This is a genomic window from Streptomyces sp. NPDC059477 (genome assembly GCF_042749375.1).
Classification (GTDB): Bacteria; Actinomycetota; Actinomycetes; order Streptomycetales; family Streptomycetaceae; genus Streptomyces.
On the sequence record NZ_JBHYUG010000028.1, the window covers coordinates 42,075 to 67,028 of the forward strand.

Consider the following 24,954-nt stretch of genomic DNA (forward strand, 5'->3'; position numbering starts at 1 on the left):
CCCATGACCGAGCGACCCTGGATCATCGTCGGCTACGTCAATGTCCTGCCCTACATCAAGGAGTTCGCCCCCGGCTCGGTGATCGTCATCGACGAGCCGGACGTGATCCGCAAGAGCGACGTCAAGAACGCCCTTGAGGGCGCCGCGATGCTGCGCGAGCTGATCGAGTGGGAGTACCAGCTCCCCGCCGCCGCCGACGAGTTCTTCAACACCTACCCCGACCTCGACCCGGCCGTGGTGGCCCCGCTGGTCGAGTACGCGACACCGTTCGCGGCCCGGCTGGCCGAACGGTACGGAGTGCCGGGGGCCGGGGCCGGTGCCGCCCGGATCATGCGGGACAAGTCGCTGCTGCGCCGGGTCACCCGGGCCGCGGGCGTCCTCAACCCGGTGTCCCGGGAGGTCACCTCCCCGGACGAGGTGCGGGAGTTCGTGGCCGCGCACCCCGGCTCCGTGGTCCTCAAGCCGTCCAACCGGCAGGCGTCCGTCGGCACCAAGGTGCTGCACTCCCTGGACGACCTGGATGCCGCGTGGACGGAGTGCGTCAGCCAGGACGAGGGCGACAGGGTGCCGGACCGCGAACGCGAACTGCGCATGCTGATCGAGACCTACGTCCACGGCGCCGAGTACAGCGTCGAACTGCTGGTCAGCGCGGGCGAGGTGCTGTTCTCCAATGTCACCGGCAAGGTGCTCTACCCCGGCTCGCGCCCCATCGAGCTGGGACACACCGTGCCGGCCGCCGGAATCCCGGAGTCGCTCGGCGAACTGCTGGTGGCCCAGACCGAGACGGTGCTGCGTGCGGTCGGCTTCGGCAGCGGCATGGTGCACTGCGAGTGGATCGTCAGCGACGGCCGCCCGTACCTGGTGGAGTGTGCCGGCCGGTTCCCCGGCGACGGCATCCCGATGCTGATCGAGGAGGCGTACCGGATCAATCTGGCGGGCGCGTTCTACACCGTCATGCGGGGCGAGTGCCCCGAGCCCCTGCCCCGGCAGCCGGCCGGCGGCGCGGCGGTCCGTTTCCTGGAGGCGGTCCCCGGCGAGGTGGTGTCGGTCGAGGGCGCCGAGGACGCGGCCCGTCTGCCCGACGTGCTCTCCCTGTCCCTCCACCTGAAGCCCGGCGACACCGTGCGCGAACTGTGCAGCTCCTGGGACCGGGCGGGCTCGGTGATGACCCGGGGCACCACCTCGGCGGACGCCATGCGCCACGCCGAGGAAGCCGTCGGCACGATCCGGATCACCACCACTTGAGGCGCCGCCGGTCCCGCGCGCCGGTGGGGGGTCTCGCGCGGTGGTGGCGGGGACGAAGCCGTTCCCCGGCGGGGCCCGCCCGCCTCAGCCGCGGCACAGGCGGGGAGCAGGTACGGCACCCCGCCGGAGAACGGGACGGTGCCCGGCTGGAGGCTCAGCACGCCCCCGGCCACCGCCGCGAGCACTCCGGACGAGATGAGCGCTCCCCAGGTCATCCGGGTGACGTCGACTCCGCTGAGCCGGGCCGCCTCCGGGTTGGCCCCCCGCCGCGTAGAGGCCGGAACCCCGAGGTCCAGAAGGAGACGGGTCGCCGCGAAGATCTCCTCGGGGCTCGCGGCGGACCGGGCCACGAGATCGGCCGTTCCGGCCGACGCGGCGTCGAGCAGCCGTTGGTGCAGGTCGGCCTGGGCCGCGATGTCGACGCCCTGCGTGGGCTCGTCCAGGAGCGGCGCCACGGGGTCGAGGCGCAGCGGTGGTCCGCGCCGCCGCGATCCCGTCACGGCGCCCCACCCCCCGTACCAATAGCGCGCGGTGTCACCGGCATCAGGTTCCGGCGCACGGACCCGGTCGTTTCGTGAGCGGTCCTGATGCGACTAGCGTTCGCCTGGTCGGTCCTCGGGTGTGGTCGCCCGCTGGTGCAGGCCGCTCAGGATCAGGCCGAGGCCGAATTCGAAGCGCGCGTCGAAGTTGATGATCTCCTCGACGGGCGTGGCGTAGAGGTGCGGGTAGGTCTGCCGGGCGCCGGCGAGGTCGAGCCGGTCGAGGACGTCCTCGGTCTGGCCCTGCTGTTCGAGGGCTTCGCCCAGGACGTAGCAGAAGACCGTGGTGGTGGCCCAGAGGGCGGCGGTTCCGTGCAGCCCTGCCTGCCGCATGATGCCGATGAGGCGGTCGGCGAAGGCGAGGTTGTGGCGCTGGGCGGCGTAACTGCCGCCGACGATCCGGGCGCCGTCGCGCCGGGCGAGCAGGGCGCGGCGCAGCCGCCGGGCGAGGGCGGCGACCTCGGTCTGCCAGGGCTCGCCCCGGCTCTCGGTGAGGGCGTCGGCGAGGATCGCCTCGGCCATCTCGTCCAGCAGAACGCCCTTGTTGGCGAAGACGCGGTAGATCGCGGGCAGTTGGAGCCCGACGGCGTCGGCGAGCCGCCGCATGGTGAGCGCTTCGAGTCCTCCGTCGTCGACGATCCGCAGGGCGGCCGTCACCAGTGCCTGGGCGCGGGTCGCGGGGGGTGGGGCGGCGGCTCGTACGGGAGTGGGGTCCTCGGTTCGTGCGGGCGCGGAGTCCTCTTGACCGGTCGGCATGTTAACGATGTTAATGCGCGTCGGGGCGTTGACGCGGCCCACCGGCATGTGTGGCCCTCCGGGCCGGACTGGCGTTAACGGCGTTACCATTCGATCCCACACCATGACAGGAGCAGCGACGATGCAGTACGTGAAGCTCGGTTCGACGGGAATGGACGTGTCCCGGATCTGCCTGGGATGCATGACCTACGGCGTGCCGGGCCGGGGTACGCACGAGTGGACCCTGGACGAGGCGGAGACCCGCCCGCTGATCAGGCAGGCGCTGGACGCCGGCATCACCTTCTTCGACACCGCGAACATCTACTCGGACGGCACCAGCGAGGAGATCGTCGGCAAGGCGCTGCGCGATTTCGCGGACCGCGACGAGATCGTGCTGGCGACCAAGGTGCAGGGCCGGATGCGGCCGGGCCCCAACGGGGGCGGACTGTCCCGCAAGGCCATCATGACCGAGATCGACCACAGTCTGACCCGGCTCGGCACCGACTATGTCGATCTCTACTACATCCATCGCTGGGATCCGCACACCCCCATCGAGGAGACGATGGAGGCCCTGCACGATCTGGTGCGGGTGGGCAAGGTGCGCTACCTCGGGGCGAGTTCGATGTACGCCTGGCAGTTCTCCAAGGCCCAGTACACCGCCCGGCTGGGCGGCTGGACCCGGTTCGTCGCCATGCAGAACCACTACAACCTGATCTACCGCGAGGAGGAGCGCGAGATGATCCCCCTCTGCGTGGACCAGGGCGTCGGCGTACTGCCGTGGAGCCCTCTGGCCCGGGGCCGGCTCACCCGTGACTGGGGCACGGAGACCGGCCGCAGCGCCACCGACGACTACGGCAGCACCCTCTACCAGGACGGTGACCGGGCCGTCGTCGAGGCCGTCACCCGGATCGCCGCCGAGCGCGGGGTCCCGCGCGCCCAAGTGGCCCTCGCCTGGCTGCTGCACCGGGACACGGTGACCGCCCCGGTCATCGGCGCGTCCAGGCCGGGTCACATCGAGGACGCCGTGGCCGCCGTCGAACTCACCCTCACCGACAAGGAGATCGCGGAACTGGAACAGCCGTACGCCCCGCATCCGATCTCCGGCCACTGACACCGGCACCGGCAGCGGCACTCCAGCGCATCCGCCCCCGTCCCGCCGACCGGGACGGGGGCGAGCGGCTGAGCATGCGACGCGCGGGGGAGAGTGATCTCCAACCACCGCCCCCGTCACCTCGTCACCAGCCGAGCGCGTCCTCGCCGAGGAGCGGGTCGCGGGCCGGCGCGGCCGGGCGGGACTCGTGGCAGGGGAAGCCGAGCCGGGTCAGGGCGCGGCGCATCTCGACGGTCGTGAAGTCACGGCGGTCGAGCCTGGTGACCACCTCACCGACCTGCATCACGGGGTACACCTGGCCGTCGATGGTCACCGACACACCGGTGACGGGTTCGGGCGTGATACCGCTCATCGACTGCTCGACCTCGCTCTTGGTGAGGTCGAAGGGGAAACGGGCGATGACACAGCGCATGGCTGCCTCCACAAGGGTGGGGAAGAACTCCGAAGAGGCCGGCCGCGCGAGCGCGACCGGCTCGGCGGTCAGGGAACCAGGGTGAGCACGCCCAGGGCGTAGCCGTGCTCGTCGATCACGGGGGACACATCCAGGGTCCGGACCCGCATGGCGTCCTCCGCCTCGCCGAGCGTCGAGACGGACGCGGTGAACGGTCCGCGGTCCAGCGGGATGTCCCGCAGCCGGGTCCGGTCGCCGTACCAGGTGCCGCCGCGGTGCGCGGCGAGCTGGGCCCGGGTGACCAGACCCGTGCACCGCCCGTCCTCGTCCCGGAGCAGCAGATGGTGGACGCGCGCGCCGATGAGCACGGACAGGGCCACGTCCACCGCCATGTGGTCGTCGACCTGCGGCCCGGGAGCGCCCATCGCGTCACGCGCGGTCAGCCCGGTGCCATCGGCGAAGTCACCGGGGGCACCGGCCTGCGGTGTCCCGGTGGAAAGGAGCATCGGTGACGTCAAGGGCCTCTCCTCGTCGTGGACGCGGCCGGGAACGGGCGGCAGCCCGTCCCGACCGCTGCTGGGAGCGTGTCCCCGTGCTCGGGTCAGGGGTTGTTCCGCGGGGCGGCACGACGGACCCGGCCGGCGGTCCGGGCGCCGGCACCCGGCCCCGCGCTCCGCCCGGCCGCGCCATGACCACCGCCGGTACGACCGCCGGCACCGGCACCGGTGCCGGAACCGCCACCGCCGGTACGGCCGCTCCCGCCGGAGCCACCGCCGCTGCGGCCACTGCCACCGGACCCGGCGGCACGGCCGTTGCCGCCACCGGACCCGCCGCCACGTCCCCGGCGGCTGCGCCCGGAGGAGCCCTTGCCCTCGCGTCGTGTGTCGGCCGGGGCGGCGACCGTGATGGTGACCGGCTCGCCGGACGGCGTCCGGGCGCCGGTGATGCGGTTCAGTTCGGGCTCGCCCGGACGGACCCGGAGGTTCTGCGGCGCGATCCCGGCGTCGGCCATCAGCCGGTCCACCGCGCGCCGCTGGTGCGGCAGGACGAGGGTGACGACGGTGCCGGACTCGCCGGCGCGGGCGGTACGGCCGCCGCGGTGCAGATAGTCCTTGTGGTCGCCGGGCGGGTCGACGTTGACCACGAGGTCGAGGTCGTCCACGTGGATGCCTCGGGCGGCGACGTTGGTCGCCACCAGAACCGACACATGGCCGTCCTTGAAGTGGGCGAGCGTCCGGTTGCGCTGGGACTGGGACTTGCCGCCGTGCAGCGCGGAGGCGCGCACCCCGACGGACAGCAACTGCTTGGTGAACCGGTCCACCGCGTGCTTGGTGTCCAGGAACATCAGGACGCGTCCGTCGCGGGCGGCGATCTCCGTCGCGGTGTCGTGCTTCTCGGTGTCGCGCACGTGCAGCAGGTGGTGCTCCATGGTGGTGACCGTCCCGGTGGACGGGTCGACCGAGTGCACCACGGGGTCGTGGAGGTAGCGGCGTACCAGCAGATCGATGTTGCGGTCCAGGGTGGCCGAGAACAGCAGCCGCTGCCCGGTGGCCGGGACCTGGTCGAGCAGCGTGGTGACCTGCGGCATGAAGCCCATGTCGGCCATCTGGTCGGCCTCGTCCAGGACGGTCACGGAGACCTGGTCCAGCCGGCAGGCGCCCTGCTGGATCAGGTCCTTGAGGCGGCCGGGCGTCGCCACGACGACCTCGGCGCCGCTGCGCAGCGCGCTGATCTGGCGGCCGATGGACATGCCGCCCACCACGGTGACCAGCCGCAGCCGCAGGGCGCGGGCGTACGGGGTGAGCGAGTCGGTGACCTGCTGGGCCAGTTCCCGGGTCGGTACCAGGACGAGGGCGAACGGCTGGCCGGGCTGGGCCCGCTGTCCGTCCAGGCGGGCCAGCAGGGGCAGGCCGAAGGCGAGCGTCTTGCCGGAGCCGGTGCGGCCCCGGCCCAGGACGTCCCGGCCGGCCAGCGAGTTGGGCAGGGTGGCCGCCTGGATCGGGAAGGGCACGGTCACGCCCTCGGCGGTGAGCGCGGCCAGCAGCCGTTCGGGCATGTCGAGTTCGGCGAACGTCTCGACGGCCGGCAGCGGCTCGGTGAGCGTGACCGGCAGCGTGAATTCCTGGGGGCGCGCGGCGGAGCGGGAGCCGCCCCCGCCGCCCTTGCCGGGACGCGGGCCCTGACGGCCGCTCTCCTGACCACGGAAGCGGCTGCCACGGCTGGAGCCGGAGCCGGACGAGCGCGCGGACTGACGGTCCGCGCGGAAACCACCGGAAGTGCCGCCGGTGCGACGGGTGCGGTTCATGGGAACCTTCCTCGATGCGGCGTATCGAGGAATTCCGTCCGGCGGCGTTGCCGCACGCGGATTCGCAAGAATGAGCCGAAGAAAAAAGAAGAGCCGGGCCCGTGAATGGGGCCGGGTCTATCGATGGACCGGGAATTCCGGGAATGCGGCCGAGAGGCGACGCGGGCCAGCGGAAGTCCGGAAAACAATGAGCTGGGGCCCGCACCCCAAGAGCGCGGGCCCCAGTTCATGGTGATGCGCGAGCCACTGGCTCGCGACGATTTCGCGTCAGCGTCAGGCGGGAACGATGTTCTCGGCCTGCGGGCCCTTCTGACCCTGCGTGACGTCGAAGGTAACCTTCTGGCCTTCCTGAAGCTCGCGGAAGCCGGAGCTGGCGATGTTCGAGTAGTGCGCGAACACGTCGGCGCCGCCGCCGTCCTGCTCAATGAAGCCGAAGCCCTTTTCCGCGTTGAACCACTTCACGGTGCCAGATGCCATATTGAATCTCCCTTGGGGGGCAGTACCGGACTCCGCACTTTACGGAGCCGAGTCGCCGCGATGATCACCCCTCCGGAAAGATCCGGAAAGCTCTGCAAAGATAAATCTCTGGCAACCAAAACTGCAACTGCTATCAAGCTAACACAGGTCGGCCGGAGGCGGCGATGCGCTTTCCGGGGCGTCCCGGGAATTCTGATGCCGCCGATGGAGCTGTTTCTGTACCGGCGGGATCAGATATCCGCGCCGCGTGTACCACCGTGCGTACCACCGTGCGCACCGAACGCGTCGAGCCGGCGGCGCATGTCCCGGTTCTGGCGCAGCGCGGCGTCGAGCTGGTCCTCCAGGGCGATGATCCGGCAGGCGGCCTCGACGGGGGTGCCCTGGCCGACCAGTTCGCGGGCGCGGGCGGCGACGCGCAGCTGGCGGCGCGAGTACCTGCGGTGCCCGCCCTGCGAACGCAGGGGCGTGATCAGTCCGGTGTCGCCGACGGCCCGGAGGAAGGCGGGGGTGGCGCCGAGCACGTCTGCGGCCCGGCCCATGGTGTAGGCGGGGTAGTCGTCGTCGTCGAGGTTTCCGGGGCCGGGGGCGTTCACAGCGGGCATGACACCTTCGTTTCGGGGACGCGGCGAGGGACCGGGACGGTCGTGGCGCCCGCGCTCCGAAGGCCCGGCCGCCAGCCGCCGCGTACGACAACCCTAACGCCGCCGGGCCCGGACATGTGGACCGGCCGGAGCAGTTTTCCGGGTGGTATCCCTCACCGGGGTGTCCGTCTTGTTCGCACCGCCGAACGCGTGAGTTCACGAAGGTGTCCGCCCGGCGTGGCGCGCCTACCGGTCCGGAACCCCGTAGCCGCGCCTTCCGGTGTGCCCCGATCTACCGGCTGACCTTGGTGACCTGCCCGGCGCCGACGGTCCGGCCGCCCTCGCGGATGGTGAAGCGCAGGCCCTCCTCCATCGCGACCGGCTGGATGAGCGAGACGGTCATCTCGGCGTTGTCGCCGGGCATGACCATCTCCATGCCCTCCTTGAGGGTCACGACGCCGGTGACGTCGGTGGTGCGGAAGTAGAACTGCGGACGGTAGTTGTTGAAGAACGGGGTGTGACGGCCGCCCTCGTCCTTGGACAGGATGTACGCCGTCGCCTCGAACTCGGTGTGCGGGGTGACCGTGCCCGGCTTGATGATGCACTGGCCGCGCTCGACGTCCTCGCGCTTGATGCCGCGCAGCAGCAGACCGACGTTCTCACCGGCCTGGCCCTCGTCGAGCAGCTTGCGGAACATCTCGATGCCGGTGACCGTGGTCGTGGCCTTCTCGGTCTTGATGCCGATGATGTCGACGGTCTCGTTGACCTTGAGGACACCGCGCTCGATCCGGCCGGTGACGACCGTGCCGCGGCCGGTGATGGTGAAGACGTCCTCGATCGGCATCAGGAACGGCTTGTCGGTGTCGCGCTCGGGCTGCGGGATGTGCTCGTCGACGGCCTTCATCAGACCGAGGAGCTTCTCGGCCCACTCCTTGTCGCCCTCCAGCGCCTTGAGCGCCGAGACCTGCACGACCGGCGCGTCGTCGCCGTTGAACTCGTACTCGTTGAGGAGTTCGCGCACCTCCAGCTCGACCAGCTCCAGGATCTCCTCGTCGTCCACCATGTCGGCCTTGTTCAGCGCGACGACGATGTACGGCACCCCGGACTGCCGGGCCAGCAGCACATGTTCCTTGGTCTGCGGCATCGGGCCGTCCGTCGCGGCCACGACCAGGATCGCGCCGTCCATCTGGGCGGCGCCGGTGATCATGTTCTTGATGTAGTCCGCGTGGCCCGGGCAGTCGACGTGCGCGTAGTGACGCGCGTCGGTCTGGTACTCGACGTGCGCGATGGAGATGGTGATGCCGCGCTGCCGCTCCTCGGGCGCCTTGTCGATCTCGTCGAACGGCGTGAACGGGTTCAGCTCCGGATGGGCGTCGTGCAGCACCTTGGTGATGGCCGCCGTCAGCGTCGTCTTGCCGTGGTCCACGTGCCCGATCGTGCCGATGTTCACGTGCGGCTTGGTCCGCTCGAACTTCGCCTTCGCCATGTGTCCGTCTCCTCACGCCCGGACGGGCGACGCTCCGTCGCGCACCCGCCGGGCTCCGCTCGTGCCTGGGATGGCGCGCGGGTGCGGCCGGCGGCGGCCGAACCACTCCACATAGTTCACGACCGCCGGTAGCCGCACTCGCACGTAGGGTGATGATAGGGCCGTTCGGGGTGCCCCCCTGCCCCTCCTGCCGCCCCGGCATCACCGCGACCGGCGGTCAGAAGCCGTGCCGGGCGCCGCCGTCCACCGAAAGCATGACGCCGGTCACATAGGAGGCGGCGGGGGAGAGCAGGAAGGCGCCCGCGCGGCCGAACTCCTCGGGGGTGCCGTAGCGCCGCAGGGGGATGCCCGACTCGTTGGCGGCCCGGCTGGCGCCCGGGTCGGCGGCCAGTCCGTCCAGCTCGCGCATCCGGTCCGTGCCGATCCGGCCCGGCAGCAGGCCGAAGACGCGGATGCCGCGCGGCCCCAGTTCGTCCGCGAGGGACTTCGCGAAACCGGCGAGTCCGGGCCGCAGCCCGTTGGAGATGACCATGCCGGTGGCGGGTTCGTGCACGGTGATCGACAGCACGAAGCCGATGGCCCCGCCGTCGCCCAGTTCGGCGGCGGCGGCACGGGCGAGCCGGACCGAGCCGAGGAACACCGAGTCGAACGACGCCTGCCACTGCGCGTCGGTGTTGTCCGCGAGACGGCCCGCGGGCGGTCCGCCGACGCTGACGAGGATGCCGTCGAAGCCGCCGAACCGCTCCCGCGCGGTGGCGATCAGCCGCCCCGGCGCCTCGGGGTCGGCGTTGTCCACGGCGACCCCGGCCGCGTTCGGGCCCAGCTCGGCCGCGGCCTCGGCGGCCCGCCGCCCGTCGCGGCCGGTGATGACCACCTTGGCCCCGTCGCCGACCAGCTCACGGGCGACCGCGTGGCCCAGCCCTCGGGTGCCGCCGGTGACGACGTACACCCGGTCCTTCAGTGCGAGATCCATGATCGTGCCGTTCCTTCCGGAGGGGCTACGCGCGGCCGAGGGCGCTCGCGATGACGGTGTCCGCCTCGGCGGCCAGCTTGGTGTCGTCCGGCTCCGTCCCGGCCCAGGCGACATGGCCGTCGGGCCGGATCAGGGCCGCGCGCACGCCGTCCCAGCCCTCGGGTACGCGGTCCAGCGCCCCGCCCCGCACGGCGATCCGCTCCTGCCCGCGCCCCGCGAGCACCCCGCCGGAGGTGAGGTCGACGAGGAGGTACGAGTCCGCCCGCAGCAGCGCGAACAGGTCGGCGTCCGTGCCGGTGAAGGTGAGGTCGGGGGCGCGGACGCCGGTCAGCGGGTGGGCGGCCGGGTCGGCGCCGGGGTAGGTGACGTCGAGCGCGGTGAGCCGCCCGGCGAGGAAATCGCTGAACTCCCGCGATCGCGGCACCATCCGGCTGAGCAGATCGCGCAGGGCGAGGCCCTCGGGGGAGAAGGCGTGGAACAGATAGGTCTGCGCGCGGCTGTGCTCCATAAGCTGCTCGCCGACCGGGTAACGGTCGGTGTGGTAGCTGTCCAGCAGACCGTCCGAGGCCCAGCCGTTGACCGTCGCCGCCAGCTTCCAGCCCAGGTTGAAGGCATCCTGCACACCGACGTTCATGCCGACCCCGCCGGTGGGGTAGTGCTGGTGGGCCGCGTCGCCCGCGAGCACGATCCGGCCCCGCCGGTAGTGGGTGGCCAGCCGGGTGGCGTTGCCGAACCGGGAGAGCCAGGACGGGTCGCGCATGCCGAAGTCGTCCCCGGCGATGGTGCGGGTCTTGCGCCGCAGCTCCTCCATGGTGAAGTCGCCGGGCCACTCGGTGGTCGCGCTCTGCGGATCGGTACCGGCGATGCGCCACCGGTTGTCGGGCAGCGGCACGATCATCAGGCCGCCGTGCTCGGTGAAGCGGTTGAAGCCGGGCGGCGGCGGGTTGTCGAACAGCACGTCGCCGAGCCAGCCCAGATACGTGGAGTCCGTGCCGGGGAAGTCGATCCCGGCGGCCTGGCGCACGGTGCTCCGGGTGCCGTCACAGCCCGCCAGATACTCGGCCTGTATCTCGTACGACCCCTGCGGGCCCTCCACCTGGACGGTCACCGTGTCGGGGTGCTCGGTGAGGCCGGTGACGCGGTGGCCGCGCCGGATGGTGGCGCCGAGTCCGAGCGCGTACTCCTCGAAGAGTTCCTCGGTGCGGGCCTGCGGGATGAAGAGGGTGTAGGGGTACGGGGTGTCCAGGACGGAGAAGTCGAGCCGGTCGGCGAGGTTGGCGAAGTGGCCGGTGGAGATCTTCAGGGCCTCGTCCAGGAAGCGCTGGTGCACCTGGCGGGAGGCGAGCACCTCCACGCCGCGTGGGTGCACGGTGAGCGCCTTGGAGCGCTGGTCGACCTCGGTGCGCTGCTCCAGGACGGTGACCGAGACATTGTTGAGCCGTAGTTCGGCGGCGAGCCAGAGCCCGACCGGTCCGCCTCCGGCGATGACGACCTGCTGCGTTTCCATGCGACCACCTCGGGGTGCGCGGCGGCAGGGCTGCCGCCGGGGAGTCTCTAGGTCACTGACCTAGAGCATGTGGGTGCAGTAAACTAGGTCAGTGACCAATAGGCAACAGGAACGACTTGATCCGGCCACGGTGATCCGTACGGCGCTGGACCTTCTGGACGAGAAGGGCCTGGACGCGGTGTCCACGCGCGCGGTCGCCGACCGCCTCGGCGTCCGGATCAACACCGTGCAGTGGCATGTGAAGACCAAGGCCCGGATGCTGGAACTGATGGCGGACGCCGTCCTCGGCGAGATCCCGCTGGGCGACCTCCCGGACGCCCCCGACGAACGCGCCCGGGAACTGGCCCGCCGCTACCGCCGCGCCCTGCTGTCGCACCGCGACGGCGCGATGCTGGTGGTGGGGACCTACGCGGCCGAGGCGAACACCCTGCGCTTCGCCGAGGCCCTGGTGGAGGCGGTGCTCGGCTGCGATCTCGGGGACCGCGAGGTCGCCTGGACCGCCTGGTCCGTCATCTACTTCACCCTCGGCCTCACCCAGGAGGAACAGGCGGTCGACCACCGCCCGCTGGGCGACCTCCTGGCGAGCGCGATCTCCGCGACGACCCACCCCTCCCTGCACCGCGTGGCCGGACACCTCGCCCCGGCGTCCTTCGACGAGCGGTTCGAGTTCGGGGTGAGCGCGATCCTCGCCCCGCGCTGACGCGGGCCGGCCGAAGGGGGGAGAGGGGGGCGGGAATGTGGGCAACAACCGTGACACGCGGGCTTAATGGGGCGGATATGGATGGGTGATGAAGTCTGGCCAAGTTGTCCGCCCCCCACGCAGACCGAGGGAGGATACGTTGAGCCAGCCCCAGCCGCCCACCACCGAACAGGTGGACGCCTACATACGCACCAGACTCGCGCTCGCCGGGTTCGATCTGGAGATGCTGCCCGAGACCCCCGACGCCGAGACCGGGGTCCCCACCCGGGCCCAGGCCCTCGCCTCCCTGCGGACGTTCGTGACCACGTCCCCGGTGTCCATCGCGGGCTGGATTCCGCCCGCCGCCCGTGAGCCCGCGCCCGCCTACGCCCAGCAGGCCGCCGCGCCCCTGCTCTACCCGTCCATCACCGAGTCCTGGACCGGAAAGGCGGACGCCAAGTGAGTGGCCGACAGGTGAGCGCCCGTCAAGTGAGCGGCGACGTCACGCCCGGCGTCGAGCGCCGTGCCCTCAATCGCCGTACGTTCCTCGCCGGTTCCGCCGCCGTCACGGGCGCGGTGGCCGGAGGCATCGCCCTTCCCTCGCCGGCCGTCGCCGCCCCCGTGACGGCGGGCGGTGGCACGACGCCCTACCTCCCCGACATCGCCGTACGGGACGCGGCCCGCCGGGACCCGACCGAGGCGACCCTCACCGAGGCCGCCGTGCTGATGCGGCAGCGCAAGCTGACCTCGGTCACCCTGGTCGAGGCGTACCTGGACCGGATCGGGTCCTTCGACTCCGTCTACAAGGCGTTCGCCGAGGTGACCGCCGACCGGGCGCTCACCGCCGCGCGGGCCGCCGACAAGCGCAGCAGGCCCGGGGTCCTCAACGGCGTCCCGCTCTGCATCAAGGACAACTACTTCACCAAGGACGTGCCGACCCGCTGCAACTCGTACATCTTCGAGGACTTCGTCCCCGCGTACGACGCCACCGCCGTCGCCAGGCTCACCGGGGCCGGCGGGATCGTGCTCGGCAAGGGGCAGATGGGGCCGCTGGCGACCACCCGCGCGACCCTGCCCAACGGCACGGTCACCACCGTCAACGCCTGGACGCCGAACAACCCCGCGACCGACCCCGGCGGCTCCTCCACCGGCTCCGCCTGCGCGGTCGCCGGACGGATGGCGGCCTCCGCCATCGGCACCCAGACCGGCGGATCCATCGTGCTGCCGGCCAACCGGCAGAATCTCACCGGTCTCAAGCCCACCATGGGCCGGGCCTCCGTATACGGCGTCATCCCGCTGTCCTTCACCCGCGATCACCCCGGACCGCTGGCCCGCGACGCCATGGACGCCGCGCTCATGCTCTCCGTGATGGCCGGACCCGACCCCAACGACCCGCGCACCCTGGGCCTGCCCGCCGTACCCGACCTGGTCAAGGCCGCCACCCCGGTCCGCTCCAAGCGCGGCACCGTCCAGCTGCGGCACGCCACCCGCATCGGCGTCCCGGCCAACTTTCTCTCCTCCGCCGCCGACGTACGCTCCGCGCTGCTGGCCAAGCTCGACTCCATCCCGGGGGTGACCCTGGTCGACATCACCTACCCGGACGACTGGTCCCTGCTGACCGGTGCCTTCAACGCGGCCCGGCTCTCCGAGCGCACGGAACCCTTCCGGCACTGGCTGCGCGAGGACCCCCGCAAGTTCGGGGTGTCCCTGCTGAGCTGGCTCCAGGGGCTGATGCTCTCCGGCGACGAGTGGATCACCGCCCAGCGCGCCAAGAACCATCTGCTGCGCGAGGTGCTGGACGGCATCCTGGACGACTGCGACGTGGTGTTCCAGACCGATGTGGTCCCCTTCGACCTGCTGGGGCTGCCGCAGATCGGCTTCCCCGCCGGGTTCGTGGGCGGTGTCCCCTCCGGGGTGATCCTCGGCGGCCAGCCCTACGAGGAGGACCGCCTCCTGGAGGTCGTCGCCGCGTACCAGGCCGTCACCGACTGGCACACCCGCCGCCCGGCCGACCCCACACCCGCCCCCACGACCCTGGCCATGCGCTCGGCGACGGCGGAGCCCCGGCTGACGGCGGAGCAGGCGGCGGAGCAGTCCGCCTGACCGGCGACGACAGCCGGGGCCGCCCGGTGACCGCCCGGTCTTGTCCGCGGTGGGTGGGCATGGGACTCTGCTGCCCCGGACGAACCGGACATCGACCGGACCGACCACATGGGGGGAACCATGACCATCCGCCGTATCGGCATCGCGGCCCTCGCCGCTCTCGCCGCCGCGCTCCTCGCCCTCGGCGCCACCGCCCCGGCGCACGCCGCCGCGGGTGACAAGAAGGTAGAGGTCATCAAGGAGGCGTGACGGGCCGATCGGGGCCTGATGAGAAACGCCCGTCCGGCACTCGCCGGACGGGCGTTTGTCATGCCGGTTTCCGGGCCGGTGACATCCCGCCGGACCGGGACCTAGGTCCAACGCCTGATCGGCATCCGCGGCCTGCTGCTGTTAGCGTGCAGATGCACATCAGTTGCAATTAAGTCCAAGGGGACCGCATGCCTGTCTACACGCTGCCTGAACTGCCGTACGACTACTCCGCACTCGCCCCCGTGATCAGCCCCGAGATCATCGAGCTGCACCACGACAAGCACCACGCGGCCTACGTCAAGGGTGCCAACGACACCCTCGACCAGCTCGCCGAGGCCCGTGACAAGGAGACCTGGGGCTCCATCAACGGCCTGGAGAAGAACCTCGCCTTCCACCTCTCCGGCCACATCCTGCACTCCATCTACTGGCACAACATGACCGGCGACGGCGGCGGCGAACCGCTGGCCGCCGACGGCGTGGGGGATCTGGCCGACGCCATCGCCGAGTCGTTCGGGTCCTTCGCCGCCTTCAAGGCCCAGCTCACCAAGGCCGCCGCCACCACCCAGGGCTCCGGCTGGGGCGTGCTCGCCTACGAGCCGCTCAGCGGGCGGCTGCTCGTCGAGCAGGTCTACGACCACCAGGGCAATGTCGGCCAGGGCTCCACGCCGATCCTGGTCTTCGACGCCTGGGAGCACGCCTTCTACCTCCAGTACAAGAACCAGAAGGTCGACTTCATCGACGCCATGTGGGCCGTCGTCAACTGGCAGGACGTCGCCAAGCGCTACGACGCCGCCAAGTCGCGTGCCAACGTGCTGCTGCTGGCCCCCTGAGCCCGCTCCCCGCAGACGCCCTGCCTGGTGATCGTCTTCTCACCCTTCACTCGGCGGGCCGCACGACGGAAGGCTCCCGTGGCGAGGTCGGCCGCGGGAGCCTCTCCGTTCTCCGGGGGGCGTCCTGGTCCGAGACCTCCGGCCAGTGCAGGGTGCGGTCGCACCAGCGGTCCAGGAGTACGTGGTCGTGGCCGACGGCCAGGAGCCCGGCGCCCGTCGCGGCCCGGTACTCCTCCACCGCCCCGACCAGCGCGGCCGTGGTCGACGCGTCGAGCATCGCCGTCATCTCGTCGCAGATCAGCCAGCGCGGGCGCAGCACCAGGGCACGGGCCAGACACGCCCGCTGAAGCTGCCCGTCGCTGACTTCGTGCGGGCGCCGGTTCAGCAGATCGGGCGTGAGGCCCACCGCCGGGGCCAGTTCGGCGATCCGCTCGCCGGTCTCCTCCCGGCGTCCATTGGCCCGCAGCGGCTCGGCGATCAGATCGGTCAGCCGCAGCCGGGGGTCCGCCGACAGCCGGGGCTGCTGGAAGACGACGCCGATCGCGGTGCGCTGCGCGCGCGGCGCCCGGTGCCGCCAGCCCCGTACGGTCTCGCCGTCCAGGACGACCGTGCCCGCGTCCGGGCGGTGCAGCAGGGCCGCGACCCGGGCCAGGGTGGACTTGCCGCAGCCGCTGGGGCCGAGCAGCCCGACGGCCTGTCCGGGGTCCACGGAAAGGGACGCGCCCCGCACGGCCGGGGTCCTCCCGCCGTACCCGGCGGTGATGGCGCGCAGCTCAAGCACGGTGGTCCTCCGGTCGGTGCGGGTGGTGGCAGGCCGTGCCGTCGGTCAGCGCGGGCGGTACGGCGCAGACGGCGGTGGCCCGTTCGCAGCGCGGGGCGAAGGCGCAGCCCGCCGGGAGGTCGCCCAGCTCGGGCGGCAGCCCCGGGATCGGGGTGAACCCACGGTCGGGCAGCGCCTGGAGCAGACCCCGGCTGTAGGGGTGGCGGGGGCCGGGGGCGCCGAAGAACGCGGCGGCGTCGGCGAGTTCCACGATCCGGCCCGCGTACATCACCGCGACCCGGTCCGCGATCCGCTCGGCCGCCGTCAGATCGTGGGTGATGACCAGCAGGGCGCGTCCGGCGCCGCCGTCGACATGGCGGCGCAGTTCGTCGACGGTGTGGTCCACCAGGTCGCGGTCCAGGCCGGTGGTGGGTTCGTCGGCGAGCAGCAGGGGCGCGTTGCCGACCAGGGCGAGCGCGGTGGCGGCGCGCTGGGCGAGGCCGCCGGAGAGTTCGTGCGGGTGCCGGTCCAGATGGTCGGCTGGGAAGGCGGCGCGCTCGGCGGCCCGGTCGGTGGCGGCGCGCAGGGCTGTCCGGCCGCGTGTGCCGGTCAGCGCCCTGACCGTCTCCGCCAGCTGGGAGCGGACCCGGCGCACGGGCGTGAGATGCGCGGCGGGGCTCTGCGGGATCAGGCCGACCAGCCGGCCGCGTACCGTCCGGGCGAGGGTGCGTTCGTCGGCGGCGAGCAGGTCCAGTGCGCCGAGCCGGGCCTCGCCCGCCGTCTGGGCGTTGGCCGGGAGCAGGCCCAGCAGGGCGGAGGCCAGCACCGACTTGCCGCAGCCGCTCTCGCCGATCAGCGCCAGGCACTCACCGGCGGCCACCTCGAAGTGCGCGTCGGTGACGGCCGCGACACGCCCGCCGCCCGGCATCAGGAACCGCACGGACAGCCCGCGCACGGACAGTACCGGACCATGTTTTTCGCTGGGGTCCGTCACAGCATCAGCTCCGATCGCCGGCGGGGATTGATCCGCTCGCGCCACGCCCCGGCGAGCCCCGCGATGGCGAGGGTCGGGACGATGATGAACAGGCCCGGGAAGAGGGTGGGCCACCACTGCCCGGCGAGCAGCGAGCTGCGGGCACTCTGGATGAGCGTGCCGAGGCTCGCGGTGTGCGTGGGCAGGCCCAGGCCCAGGAAGGACAGCGCCGACTCGTGCCACATGGCGTGCGGCACCATCAGTACGGCGGCCAGCCCCGCCTGCGGCAGCACGGCCGGCAGCAGATGCCGTACCGTCACCCGCCACCGGGAGGCGCCCCCCGACACGGCCGCGTCGATGTACGGGCGCGAGCGCAGCGAGAGCACCTCGGCGCGCACGATCCGGGCGGTGGACAGCCAGTGGGTGAGGGCGACCGAGATCACCACGGGCCACACCCCCGGCCGGAACATCGCCACGATGAAGATGCCGAGCAGCAGATGCGGCACGGACGCGAGGGTGTCGACCACGCGCATGACGGTCCGGTCCACCCAGCCGCCCAGCGCGCCCGCGGTCGCCCCGACGGCGGTACCGATCACGGTCGCGGTGAGCGCCGCCGCCAGCCCCACCAGCAGCGAGACCCGCAGCCCGTACACACAGCGCAGCAGCAGGTCCCGGCCCACGTCGTCGGTGCCGAACGGGTGGGCCCAGCTCGGCGGCAGGAGCTTGGCGGCCAGGTCCACGGCCTGCTGGTCGAGCTGGACCAGCGGCGGTACGAGGAGCACGGCGAGGGCGGTCACGGCCACCAGGGCGGCGGAGACCCGCACCCGTACGGTCCGGGTGGACCGCCGCTTGGTGCCGTACGACCGCCAGACCGGCTTGGACGGCGTGGGCGACGGCGCGGAAGCGGGCGTGGGCGCGGGCGCGTCACATGTCACGGAACTTCACCCTCGGATCGAACAGGCCGTACAGCAGATCCGCGAGCAGATTGCCCAGCAGTACGGCGGCGGTGGCCAGGGTCGTGAGCGCGGCGAGCAGCGGGAAGTCCACGGAGGTGGCCGCCTCCACGGTCGCCGCCGCGATACCGGGCCAGCTGAAGACGGTCTCCACCAGCAGGGCGCCGGTGATGAGTTCGGGCACCCGGGAGCCGACCAGGGTGAGCACCGGCAGCAGTCCGGAGCGCAGGGCGTGTCCGAGCAGTACGGTCCGCTCGCTCAGCCCCCGGGCCCGGGCCCCGCGCACGGGGTCCTCGGCGAGCGCGTCGCCGACGCCCTGGCGGACGTACAGCGTGAACCAGGGCAGTTGCGAGATGGCGAGGACCCCGGCGGGCAGTACGACATGGCTGGCCACCTGGCCGAAGGTGACGTGTTCGCTGCCGGTGTCGGTCAGCCCGCCCGCCGGGAGGACGCCGAGCTGGAGGGCGAAGAGCCAGACGGCCAGCAGGGCGAGCCAGAAGACGGGGGCCGCCTCCAGGGAGTACGCCAGCGAGGTGACGGTCCGGTCGAGGAACGAGCCGGGGCGGCGGGCCGCAAGGACCCCGAGGACCGTGCCGGTCAGCACGGCGGCGACGAACGCGACCGTGCACAGCAGCGCGGACCACACCAGCCGTTCGCCGATGACCTCGACGACCGGCTGGCGCATCACGCTGGAGTAGCCGAGGTCGCCGCCGAGCGCGGAGGTCAGCCAGTTCCACCACTGCGCGGTGAACGCCTGGTCCACGCCGAGGTTCTCGCGCAGCCGGGCCAGCGTCTCCGCGTCGGCGCCGAGCGCGGCGGTCCCGGCGTACGCCTTGACCGGGTCGAAGGGGGAGGCGGCGGCCACGGCGAAGACGCCGAAGGTGACGACCAGCAGCACGGGGGCGGCGAACACCAGCCGCCGCCCCGCGAGCCGGGCCATGGCCCCCCAGGGCAGCGGGGTCACTTCGTGGGCTGCCAGGCTTCGAGATTCCACCACGGGCCGCTGGCGAAGCCGTGCTCGTGCGGCTCGATCTGGGTGGTGAGCCCGTCCCAGCGGTCGGCCAGGACGTAGACATGGTTGACGTGGGTGAGGAAGGTGTAGCCGGGGTCCTTGACCAGCTCGCGCTGGAGGGTGTCGTACGCCTCCTCGCGCGCGCCCTGATCGGCGCTGCGGCGGGCGGCGTCGAGGGCGTCGTCCACGGCCGGGTTCTCGTAGCCGGCCATGTTGTTGAAGCCGTCCCCGGCGAGGGTGGAGTGCAGCAGGGTGTAGAGCCCGAAGTCGGGGTCGCCGACGCTGCCGAACCCGGCGAGCACGGCGTCGTCCGCCATCCTGGGCTCGATGACCTCCCAGGTGGCGCTCTCCACCTTCACCTCGATCCCGGCCTTCTTGGCGTCGGAGGCGTAGGCGAGGGCGTGATCCTGACGGACCTTGTCACCGGAGGGATAGAGGAGAGTGAAGGAGGCCCGCTGATCGCCCTTGGCACGAATACCGCCATCCCCGGCCTTCCACCCTGCGGCGTCGAGAATCCGCCCGGCCTCGGTGAGGTCCTGCTCGCGCTCGATGCCGTCGGCGAACCAGGTGTCGCCGACCGGCAGCGGCCCGTAGGCCGGGGTCCCGGCGCCGCTGAGGATGCTGTTCACCATCGCCTCGCGGTCCACGGCGAGGTCGAGCGCCTGCCGGATGGCGGTGTCCCCGGTGACGGCGTCGGACTGCGGGAGGGTGACGGCCCGGAAGTCGTAGGTCTTGGCCTCGTAGGTCTTCCTGGTGTTGTCATCCTCGAAGGTGGCGGCCAGATTGGGCGGCAGCACGGCCCCGTCGAGATCGCCGGAGCGCAGCCGGGTGGCGCGCACGTCGTCGTCCTGGATGATCGCCATGGTGACGGTCTTCACCTCCGGCTCCCCGCCCCAGTAGTCCGGGTTGGCCTTGAAGGTGAGCTTCTCGCCCTTGCTCCAGGACGACAGCGTGTACGGGCCCGTCCCCACCGGCTCGGTGTTGAAGTCGCCGGTGTTGGGGTCCTGCGCGCCCGCGACATGCTCGGGCACGATCGGCAGCACCGTGCGCGCGGCGAAGGGGGTGTAGGGGTACTTGAGCGTGAAGACGACCGTGCCGTCCCCGTCGGCCCGCACGTCCTTGATGGCGTCCAGCTCGCTGCGGGCCGTGTTGTTGGTCTTGGCGTCGAGGATCGTGTCGTACGTGAACACCACGTCGGCGGCGGTGAGCGGCTCCCCGTCGCTGAAGGTGACGCCCTCGCGCAGGGAGTAGGTGTACGTCAGCCCGTCGGCGGCGACCTCGGGCAGCGCCTTGGCCAGCGCCGGGCGCAGCGAGAGGTCCGCGTTGCGGGCGAGCAGCCCGTCGAAGATCTTGGAGTTCCCGTCCTTGCCGTAGCCGAGGAGGGGGCTGAGCGTGTCGGGCTCGGAGGCGACCCCGACGACCACGGAGTCGGCCGCGCCGCCGCTGTCCTCGCTCCCGCCCCCGGGCGCCGAACAGGCGGCCACGCCGGTGAGTATCGCGCCCGCGAGTGCGGCCGTCCGTATCCGTCGGTTCGACATGGGTCTCCCACCCTTAATGCCCTACTGGTGCTGTTGCATATTAAGTGCAGGTAAGAAGAGATCGAGACGCGATCCCGTCACTTGGCGATCTCGTACGGAGATGTTCACCACGTGGTGCGCGGTGCGGGAACCCCCTACGATCTGCGGTTCATGCGACGCGTTCTGCTCACCGCCGGGGCCCTGGCCACCCTGGCCGCCGTCTCCGGCTGCACGATTTTCGGCCAAGAGTCCCCGTGCACCATGGTCGGCATGGACTCCTCGGTGTCGGTGATCTGGCTGCCCTCCGACTTCGGCGCCACGGACGCGGCGACGATCCGGCTGTGCGTGGCGGACCGCTGCGAGGAGCGGACGTCGGGGGATGCGGCCGACCCCTTCGCGCGGCTGGCGGTACGGCTGCCCGACGACATCGGGGCGGTCACGGTGCCGGTGCGGCTGACGGTGACGGAGGTCGACGGGGGGCGGGTGGTGGTGACGGACGCGCGGGAGACGCGGCTGACGGAGGAGTGGCCGAACGGTGAGGGGTGCGCGCCGGTGGCCTGGACGGCGACGTACGGGGTCACGCCGGGGGAGGGGTTGGGGGCGGCGGAGGGGGTGGCGTTGCGGTGACGGGGTGGTTGTCGTGGGGCGGTTGGGCATCTGCCGCGCATGCCTCTGGTCGCCGTCGGTCCCGCGGAGCTACTTCGTCGCTGCACCGGCTACAGAGGAACGCGCTCATCACGGTCGTACCCGGGGCGCTTCATCATGTGCCGAGGGCATCCATCAGGTGATCGTCCAGGTCGGCCACCCAGTCCTCCCGTCGCCAGGGCCGCAGTTCCGAGCGGGCCTGCCTGAGACGCAGCGCCGGTACCCGGCCCCCCGTGCTCGACGCGGCAGCGACGCACGGGTGCAACAGGTCGGCCGCCGATCGCGGGTCACCGAGTCGGATCCGCGCCAGCGCCTGATCAGTGGTCACGATCGCCCGCTGCACCTGCTCCCGGGGCGCCGACAACGTCGTCGCGGATCTCTCGAACCGGGCATGCGCGACCTCGGCATCCCCCACGTACAGCTCGCAGACGCCCTCGAAGCCTCGCAAGTGCCCGGCGGAGAACCCTGTCGGTGCCGGGTCGCCGCCGTGATCCGCCTCTACGTCGTACCAGGCGAGCCCGAGTGCGGCCCGCGCCTGGCGCTCATGCCCCCCTCGCGCCGCGAGTTCGGCCTGGAGCGCGTGGGCGCGCGCCCGTACAAAGTTGCTGTCCCCGCTGCGCGCTGTCCGGACTGCCTGGTCGACGAGTCGCCGTGCCTCGGCCACTCCCGTGGAGTACAGGGTGACGAGGGCGTGGCTCATGTGGACGTTGGCCTGCCGCCACGGCTGTGCCAGTCGACTGGCTTCCTGGGTGGCCTCGGTGTACAGCGCTCGGGAGGCGGAATCGTCACGGGTCTCGAAAGCGAGCCTGCCGGCGAGGGTCATCCCGGCGACAGCTACCTCCCGCAGAGGGGCCACCAACGGTTCGGGCAGAGGTCCGGCAAGGAGGCGGCGCACGGCTTCGACAACTGGAGCGAGGAGCACCTGGAGCCGGACCATCGGCAGTGACCCCACCTCCTGATTCACGTCGGCGACGACCGAGGCCAGAGCAGCCACGGTCGCTCCGTCGGCCCGCGCCGGATCGTCGAGCGAGGAAGCGAGGCCGACGTGCACGGAGGGGGCCAGGAGAGCCAGAATGCCGCCACCGTGGTCAGTGGCCGACCCAAGGACGAGCGTTCTGATCTCGGCGATGCGCCGCTCGCTCTCGCCGAGAAGGGCGAGGGCGTGCAGCAGCTCGGCGAAGTCGGTGCCGCCGCCGAGCGCGGTCTCTCCGCCGGGCGTGCGCGCGTAGACGTGGGCGAGGAGGAGTTGGTACCGCTCATCGGGCAGGGCGGGCCGCGCGGACTCCCAGCGTGCGACGGAGCGCTGCACGCTCGCCACGGCTGGGAGCGCGGGCTGATGCAGATCTGAGGCCATGGCGGTCAACGCGCGGGCGAGCCCGGACAGGGACAGCCCGCGCTGCCGTCGCAGTCGGCCGAGCGTTGCTGCTCCGGCGGCCTTGTCCTTCATGGCGTCATGCTGCACCACTTCGCGCCTACACGGGGACGATCAGGTGTGGTTTCCCCAGATCGCGCGTGTAGTTGAGGGTCTGCCAGGTACCCGAGTCGAGTTCACCGTTCCTCGGGAAGCCGATCGTCAGCTCGCTGCGGTCGACCATCCAGCGGTTCCGGGCATGGTAGGCCGGTGCCGCGAGGCGGGCAGCCTTCAGTTCGACGACCTCGGTGATGCGGTCCCGTACGCGAGCGATGGCCTGTTGGGCCTCGGTCGGCTGCTGCTCGACAGTTCCGGGGACCACAACAGTGAGGTGGGCAGCGGTGTTCTCGGCGAGCCAGTGGAGGGTGAGGGAGTCGATGCCCTTGGCGCCGCCCGTGTAGAGGTGGGCGTTGTCGGTGAAGGGCCGAAGGTAGGTGGTGAAGAGGTCCGCATACTCGGCGAGGGGGCGGTGTCCCGTACTGCGGGTTCCCGTGATGGTCACAGCGTGCAAGATCAACTCCGTGTCATAGGTTGTCATATCCCCTGGTCCGGCGTCGGTTGGGACGCTGTACCCGTGGACACCGACGACCTCGAACATCTCGGCGAACTGCTGGACGCCGAGCGTATCGCCCGCATCCTCACCGCTGGGACGAGCCCGAAAGCGTCAGCGGCGTGACCGCCCCGATGAACTACTTCGCCACCGCCACGGCCGGTCTGCGGCTTGCCGGAGAACAATGGCTCCTCTCCACCCTCGACTCCCCCGGCCGGGACCGCGCCCGCAAGGAATGGCAGGAACACGGCCTCGCCCTGCTCCCCCTCGGCACTCTCTCCGCCGCCGTCCGGCTGCCCGGCGCCGTGGTCGCCGCCGTCACCGGGGACGACACCCCCTCCGACGCGGCCGACGACACCCTCGCCGAGATCCTCGACGACGGCCCCGTCATCTGCGACCTCCACAGCGCCCGGTACTACGCCCTCGTACCGCCGAGCACCCCGCGCACCTGGCGGGACGCCATCGAGGAATGGCGGAGTCTCGGAGTCGACGCCCTCGGGCACGGCACCTACCTCGGCGTCCCCCACCCCGCACTGACCGAGCCCGACCGCCGATCCTGCGCCTCGTACTGGTCCGTGCCGATGGACCCGCCCCCGACGCTCTGCTCGCCCCTCCACGTGGCCCGCCTCATCGCCGCCGCCCGGCACCTGCTCGCCGAGGAACTGCCGACATGACGGCATCGGCGGCATACCGTGGCCCCGTGGCCACCCATGACCTCGGACACACACTCCTGCGCCTGCGCCGCCTGGCCTCCCTCACCCAAGAGGAACTGGCCGAACGCTCCGGCGTCTCCGTCGAGGTGATCCATCAGCTCGAACAACACCGTGAACGATCCGCGAGGCTACCCACACTGCACGCCCTGGCGAACGGGCTCGGCGTGGAGCTGACGACGCTGCTGGGGGACCCGCCCGCGCTCTCCTCGACGGGGGAGAATGACGGCCCACGCTTCGTCGCGGTGCGGCGTGCCATCATGCCGATGGTCGGGACTTTGGCGTCCGAGCCGCCACGTACCGGCTTCTCCCTCACCGCCCTGCGCGGGCGCATCGCCGACGGCTGGACGCAATACCACTCCGCCGAGTTCGACACCGTGATGAAGGCGCTGCCGGACCTGATCGCGGACGCGCGCACGGCCACCGCCTCGACCGACCCCGCCGACCAGGCCACCGGCTTCGCGACGCTGGCCAAGGCGCTCCAACTCGCTGGTCATGTCGCCGTACGGATGGGCAGAACGGATCTCGCACTCACCAGCCTTGAACGAGCGATAGCCGCCGCAGACCAGTCCTCCAACCCCCTGCTGGCCCCCATGGTCGTCAACTCCATCGCCTGGACCTATCAGAGACAGGGACGCCTCGACAACGCCCTGTCCATCGCCCTGTACGCGGCGGACGGCATCCGCGACGGCGGGCACACCACCACCGCCGACGGCCTGAAAGTCTGGGGCGCGCTGACCATGTCCGCCGCCACCTCCGCCGCGCGAGGCAACGACTACGACCGGGCCGCCGCGCTGATGGCGCACGCGGAGCGCGAAGCCACCCGCGTGGCCACGCTGCCCCAGATCGGCGACACCCGCATGGTCAGCGTGTTCAGCCCGTCCTCGGTACGGATCGAGCGCGTCCGCCTGGCCGTTCAGTACGGGCACCCGCATCAGGCCCTGGCGCTCGCGAGGGACATGCAACCGGACGCCGACATCCCCCTGTCCTGGCGGACCTGGCTCCTCCTCGACACGGCCCGCGCCCACACGGATCTCGGCGACACGGACGCGGCCGTGGACACGCTCGCAGCCCTGCGCCGCCTGGCACCGGCCTGGATGCGGCACCACACACAGGCGGTGGCCATCGTGCGCGACCTGCGGGCCCTGCTCCCTCACCCACCGGGACTACGGCCGCTGGCAGAGTTCCTGGGCGTCACCGACTAGCCCCGGA

At 71.7% G+C, this 24,954-nt stretch carries 26 protein-coding genes and 1 pseudogene; 10 read left to right on the forward strand and 17 right to left on the reverse strand.

Annotated features, from left to right (window positions below; translation table 11 throughout):
- The first annotated feature begins 3 nt into the window (after positions 1-3).
- The gene (locus tag ACFXAZ_RS16740; protein ID WP_384590844.1) at positions 4-1,245 is read left to right on the forward strand and encodes an ATP-grasp domain-containing protein; all 1,242 of its coding nucleotides are present in this window, start codon (positions 4-6) and stop codon (positions 1,243-1,245) included.
- Positions 1,246-1,343: 98 nt separating this feature from the next.
- Here the strand turns inward: ACFXAZ_RS16740 and ACFXAZ_RS16745 are convergent.
- Both ACFXAZ_RS16745 and ACFXAZ_RS16750 read right to left on the reverse strand, forming a co-directional pair.
- Positions 1,344-1,745 (reverse strand): annotated as a pseudogene (locus ACFXAZ_RS16745) (hypothetical protein); the annotation flags it as partial.
- 93 nt (positions 1,746-1,838) lie between these two features.
- A complete protein-coding gene (locus tag ACFXAZ_RS16750; protein WP_384590847.1) occupies positions 1,839-2,540 on the reverse strand; it encodes a TetR/AcrR family transcriptional regulator C-terminal domain-containing protein in 702 nt (233 codons plus the stop codon).
- Between the two features lie 121 nt (positions 2,541-2,661).
- Here ACFXAZ_RS16750 and ACFXAZ_RS16755 point away from each other — a divergent pair, with 121 nt between their 5' ends.
- On the forward strand, positions 2,662-3,630 hold the full coding sequence (locus ACFXAZ_RS16755; RefSeq protein ID WP_384590971.1) for an aldo/keto reductase: 969 nt from the start codon (positions 2,662-2,664) through the stop codon (positions 3,628-3,630).
- A gap of 124 nt (positions 3,631-3,754) precedes the next feature.
- Here ACFXAZ_RS16755 and ACFXAZ_RS16760 read toward each other — a convergent pair whose 3' ends face one another.
- The 8 genes from ACFXAZ_RS16760 to ACFXAZ_RS16795 all read right to left on the reverse strand — a co-directional run bounded on the left by ACFXAZ_RS16760 (position 3,755) and on the right by ACFXAZ_RS16795 (position 11,350).
- Entirely contained in the window at positions 3,755-4,042 is a 288-nt protein-coding gene (locus ACFXAZ_RS16760; RefSeq protein ID WP_384590850.1) for an SCO5918 family protein, read from the reverse strand.
- Positions 4,043-4,110: 68 nt separating this feature from the next.
- Positions 4,111-4,446 carry a CBS domain-containing protein gene (locus ACFXAZ_RS16765; protein ID WP_384590974.1) on the reverse strand — a complete coding sequence of 112 codons (336 nt, stop codon included), beginning with the start codon at positions 4,444-4,446 and terminating at the stop codon, positions 4,111-4,113.
- 176 nt (positions 4,447-4,622) lie between these two features.
- Positions 4,623-6,326 (reverse strand): DEAD/DEAH box helicase, encoded by a 1,704-nt coding sequence (locus tag ACFXAZ_RS16770; protein WP_384590853.1) that lies wholly within the window; start codon positions 6,324-6,326, stop codon positions 4,623-4,625.
- A 273-nt stretch (positions 6,327-6,599) separates the two neighbouring features.
- A complete protein-coding gene (locus ACFXAZ_RS16775) occupies positions 6,600-6,803 on the reverse strand; it encodes a cold-shock protein (protein WP_382692235.1) in 204 nt (67 codons plus the stop codon).
- Between the two features lie 230 nt (positions 6,804-7,033).
- Complete coding sequence (locus ACFXAZ_RS16780) at positions 7,034-7,405, reverse strand: MerR family transcriptional regulator (RefSeq protein ID WP_384590856.1); 372 nt, start codon at positions 7,403-7,405, stop codon at positions 7,034-7,036.
- A 271-nt stretch (positions 7,406-7,676) separates the two neighbouring features.
- Positions 7,677-8,870 carry an elongation factor Tu gene (tuf, locus tag ACFXAZ_RS16785; protein ID WP_384590860.1) on the reverse strand — a complete coding sequence of 398 codons (1,194 nt, stop codon included), beginning with the start codon at positions 8,868-8,870 and terminating at the stop codon, positions 7,677-7,679.
- A 217-nt stretch (positions 8,871-9,087) separates the two neighbouring features.
- Entirely contained in the window at positions 9,088-9,843 is a 756-nt protein-coding gene (locus ACFXAZ_RS16790; RefSeq protein WP_384590863.1) for an SDR family oxidoreductase, read from the reverse strand.
- Between the two features lie 25 nt (positions 9,844-9,868).
- Positions 9,869-11,350: an FAD-dependent monooxygenase gene (locus ACFXAZ_RS16795; protein ID WP_384590866.1), complete on the reverse strand. Its 1,482-nt coding sequence runs from the start codon at positions 11,348-11,350 to the stop codon at positions 9,869-9,871.
- A gap of 91 nt (positions 11,351-11,441) precedes the next feature.
- Here ACFXAZ_RS16795 and ACFXAZ_RS16800 point away from each other — a divergent pair, with 91 nt between their 5' ends.
- The 5 genes from ACFXAZ_RS16800 to ACFXAZ_RS16820 all read left to right on the forward strand — a co-directional run bounded on the left by ACFXAZ_RS16800 (position 11,442) and on the right by ACFXAZ_RS16820 (position 15,211).
- Complete coding sequence (locus ACFXAZ_RS16800) at positions 11,442-12,050, forward strand: TetR/AcrR family transcriptional regulator C-terminal domain-containing protein (RefSeq protein ID WP_384590869.1); 609 nt, start codon at positions 11,442-11,444, stop codon at positions 12,048-12,050.
- Positions 12,051-12,189: 139 nt separating this feature from the next.
- Entirely contained in the window at positions 12,190-12,492 is a 303-nt protein-coding gene (locus ACFXAZ_RS16805) for a hypothetical protein (RefSeq protein WP_384590872.1), read from the forward strand.
- Between the two features lie 26 nt (positions 12,493-12,518).
- Positions 12,519-14,132 carry an amidase family protein gene (locus ACFXAZ_RS16810; RefSeq protein ID WP_384590876.1) on the forward strand — a complete coding sequence of 538 codons (1,614 nt, stop codon included), beginning with the start codon at positions 12,519-12,521 and terminating at the stop codon, positions 14,130-14,132.
- Between the two features lie 120 nt (positions 14,133-14,252).
- Positions 14,253-14,381, forward strand: coding sequence for a hypothetical protein (locus ACFXAZ_RS16815; protein ID WP_384590879.1), 129 nt, complete (start codon positions 14,253-14,255; stop codon positions 14,379-14,381).
- Positions 14,382-14,569: 188 nt separating this feature from the next.
- Positions 14,570-15,211 carry a superoxide dismutase gene (locus tag ACFXAZ_RS16820; RefSeq protein ID WP_384590882.1) on the forward strand — a complete coding sequence of 214 codons (642 nt, stop codon included), beginning with the start codon at positions 14,570-14,572 and terminating at the stop codon, positions 15,209-15,211.
- A gap of 46 nt (positions 15,212-15,257) precedes the next feature.
- Here the strand turns inward: ACFXAZ_RS16820 and ACFXAZ_RS16825 are convergent, their stop codons facing one another.
- The 5 genes from ACFXAZ_RS16825 to ACFXAZ_RS16845 form a co-directional block, all read right to left on the reverse strand.
- Positions 15,258-15,992, reverse strand: a complete 735-nt coding sequence (locus ACFXAZ_RS16825) for an ABC transporter ATP-binding protein (RefSeq protein ID WP_384590885.1) — start codon at positions 15,990-15,992, stop codon at positions 15,258-15,260.
- Positions 15,985-16,899, reverse strand: a complete 915-nt coding sequence (locus ACFXAZ_RS16830) for an ABC transporter ATP-binding protein (protein ID WP_384590977.1) — start codon at positions 16,897-16,899, stop codon at positions 15,985-15,987. Before ACFXAZ_RS16830 ends, ACFXAZ_RS16825 begins: the two co-directional genes overlap by 8 nt.
- A gap of 62 nt (positions 16,900-16,961) precedes the next feature.
- Positions 16,962-17,879, reverse strand: a complete 918-nt coding sequence (locus tag ACFXAZ_RS16835) for an ABC transporter permease (protein ID WP_384590888.1) — start codon at positions 17,877-17,879, stop codon at positions 16,962-16,964.
- The gene (locus tag ACFXAZ_RS16840; protein ID WP_384590980.1) at positions 17,869-18,837 is read right to left on the reverse strand and encodes an ABC transporter permease; all 969 of its coding nucleotides are present in this window, start codon (positions 18,835-18,837) and stop codon (positions 17,869-17,871) included. The genes ACFXAZ_RS16835 and ACFXAZ_RS16840 overlap by 11 nt, the downstream gene beginning before the upstream one ends.
- Positions 18,838-18,857: 20 nt before the next feature.
- Positions 18,858-20,447 carry an ABC transporter substrate-binding protein gene (locus ACFXAZ_RS16845; protein ID WP_384590891.1) on the reverse strand — a complete coding sequence of 530 codons (1,590 nt, stop codon included), beginning with the start codon at positions 20,445-20,447 and terminating at the stop codon, positions 18,858-18,860.
- A 150-nt stretch (positions 20,448-20,597) separates the two neighbouring features.
- On the opposite strand from ACFXAZ_RS16845, the gene ACFXAZ_RS16850 reads away from it, so the two are divergent.
- Positions 20,598-21,053 carry a hypothetical protein gene (locus ACFXAZ_RS16850; protein WP_384590894.1) on the forward strand — a complete coding sequence of 152 codons (456 nt, stop codon included), beginning with the start codon at positions 20,598-20,600 and terminating at the stop codon, positions 21,051-21,053.
- A gap of 133 nt (positions 21,054-21,186) precedes the next feature.
- Here ACFXAZ_RS16850 and ACFXAZ_RS16855 read toward each other — a convergent pair whose 3' ends face one another.
- Positions 21,187-22,518, reverse strand: coding sequence for a hypothetical protein (locus ACFXAZ_RS16855; RefSeq protein ID WP_384590897.1), 1,332 nt, complete (start codon positions 22,516-22,518; stop codon positions 21,187-21,189).
- Positions 22,519-22,543: 25 nt separating this feature from the next.
- Positions 22,544-23,020 carry a hypothetical protein gene (locus ACFXAZ_RS16860; protein ID WP_384590900.1) on the reverse strand — a complete coding sequence of 159 codons (477 nt, stop codon included), beginning with the start codon at positions 23,018-23,020 and terminating at the stop codon, positions 22,544-22,546.
- Positions 23,021-23,154: 134 nt separating this feature from the next.
- Between ACFXAZ_RS16860 and ACFXAZ_RS16865 the strand changes: the two genes are divergently transcribed.
- Together ACFXAZ_RS16865 and ACFXAZ_RS16870 are read left to right on the forward strand one after the other, a co-directional pair.
- Positions 23,155-23,706 carry a hypothetical protein gene (locus tag ACFXAZ_RS16865; RefSeq protein WP_384590903.1) on the forward strand — a complete coding sequence of 184 codons (552 nt, stop codon included), beginning with the start codon at positions 23,155-23,157 and terminating at the stop codon, positions 23,704-23,706.
- Positions 23,707-23,732: 26 nt separating this feature from the next.
- Positions 23,733-24,947 (forward strand): helix-turn-helix domain-containing protein, encoded by a 1,215-nt coding sequence (locus ACFXAZ_RS16870; protein ID WP_384590906.1) that lies wholly within the window; start codon positions 23,733-23,735, stop codon positions 24,945-24,947.
- Positions 24,948-24,954 lie beyond the last annotated feature (7 nt).

Bases quoted from the DNA above. Each gene is read 5' to 3' on its own strand.
- ACFXAZ_RS16740 (WP_384590844.1), top strand. From the start codon at position 4: ATGACCGAGCGACCCTGGATCATCGTCGGCTACGTCAATGTCCTGCCC.
- ACFXAZ_RS16750 (WP_384590847.1), bottom strand. From the start codon at position 2,540: ATGCCGACCGGTCAAGAGGACTCCGCGCCCGCACGAACCGAGGACCCC.
- ACFXAZ_RS16755 (WP_384590971.1), top strand. From the start codon at position 2,662: ATGCAGTACGTGAAGCTCGGTTCGACGGGAATGGACGTGTCCCGGATC.
- ACFXAZ_RS16760 (WP_384590850.1), bottom strand. From the start codon at position 4,042: ATGCGCTGTGTCATCGCCCGTTTCCCCTTCGACCTCACCAAGAGCGAG.
- ACFXAZ_RS16765 (WP_384590974.1), bottom strand. From the start codon at position 4,446: ATGGGCGCTCCCGGGCCGCAGGTCGACGACCACATGGCGGTGGACGTG.
- ACFXAZ_RS16770 (WP_384590853.1), bottom strand. From the start codon at position 6,326: ATGAACCGCACCCGTCGCACCGGCGGCACTTCCGGTGGTTTCCGCGCG.
- ACFXAZ_RS16775 (WP_382692235.1), bottom strand. From the start codon at position 6,803: ATGGCATCTGGCACCGTGAAGTGGTTCAACGCGGAAAAGGGCTTCGGC.
- ACFXAZ_RS16780 (WP_384590856.1), bottom strand. From the start codon at position 7,405: ATGCCCGCTGTGAACGCCCCCGGCCCCGGAAACCTCGACGACGACGAC.
- tuf (WP_384590860.1), bottom strand. From the start codon at position 8,870: ATGGCGAAGGCGAAGTTCGAGCGGACCAAGCCGCACGTGAACATCGGC.
- ACFXAZ_RS16790 (WP_384590863.1), bottom strand. From the start codon at position 9,843: ATGGATCTCGCACTGAAGGACCGGGTGTACGTCGTCACCGGCGGCACC.
- ACFXAZ_RS16795 (WP_384590866.1), bottom strand. From the start codon at position 11,350: ATGGAAACGCAGCAGGTCGTCATCGCCGGAGGCGGACCGGTCGGGCTC.
- ACFXAZ_RS16815 (WP_384590879.1), top strand. From the start codon at position 14,253: ATGACCATCCGCCGTATCGGCATCGCGGCCCTCGCCGCTCTCGCCGCC.
- ACFXAZ_RS16820 (WP_384590882.1), top strand. From the start codon at position 14,570: ATGCCTGTCTACACGCTGCCTGAACTGCCGTACGACTACTCCGCACTC.
- ACFXAZ_RS16830 (WP_384590977.1), bottom strand. From the start codon at position 16,899: ATGCCGGGCGGCGGGCGTGTCGCGGCCGTCACCGACGCGCACTTCGAG.
- ACFXAZ_RS16840 (WP_384590980.1), bottom strand. From the start codon at position 18,837: ATGGCCCGGCTCGCGGGGCGGCGGCTGGTGTTCGCCGCCCCCGTGCTG.
- ACFXAZ_RS16845 (WP_384590891.1), bottom strand. From the start codon at position 20,447: ATGTCGAACCGACGGATACGGACGGCCGCACTCGCGGGCGCGATACTC.
- ACFXAZ_RS16850 (WP_384590894.1), top strand. From the start codon at position 20,598: ATGCGACGCGTTCTGCTCACCGCCGGGGCCCTGGCCACCCTGGCCGCC.
- ACFXAZ_RS16855 (WP_384590897.1), bottom strand. From the start codon at position 22,518: ATGAAGGACAAGGCCGCCGGAGCAGCAACGCTCGGCCGACTGCGACGG.
- ACFXAZ_RS16860 (WP_384590900.1), bottom strand. From the start codon at position 23,020: ATGACAACCTATGACACGGAGTTGATCTTGCACGCTGTGACCATCACG.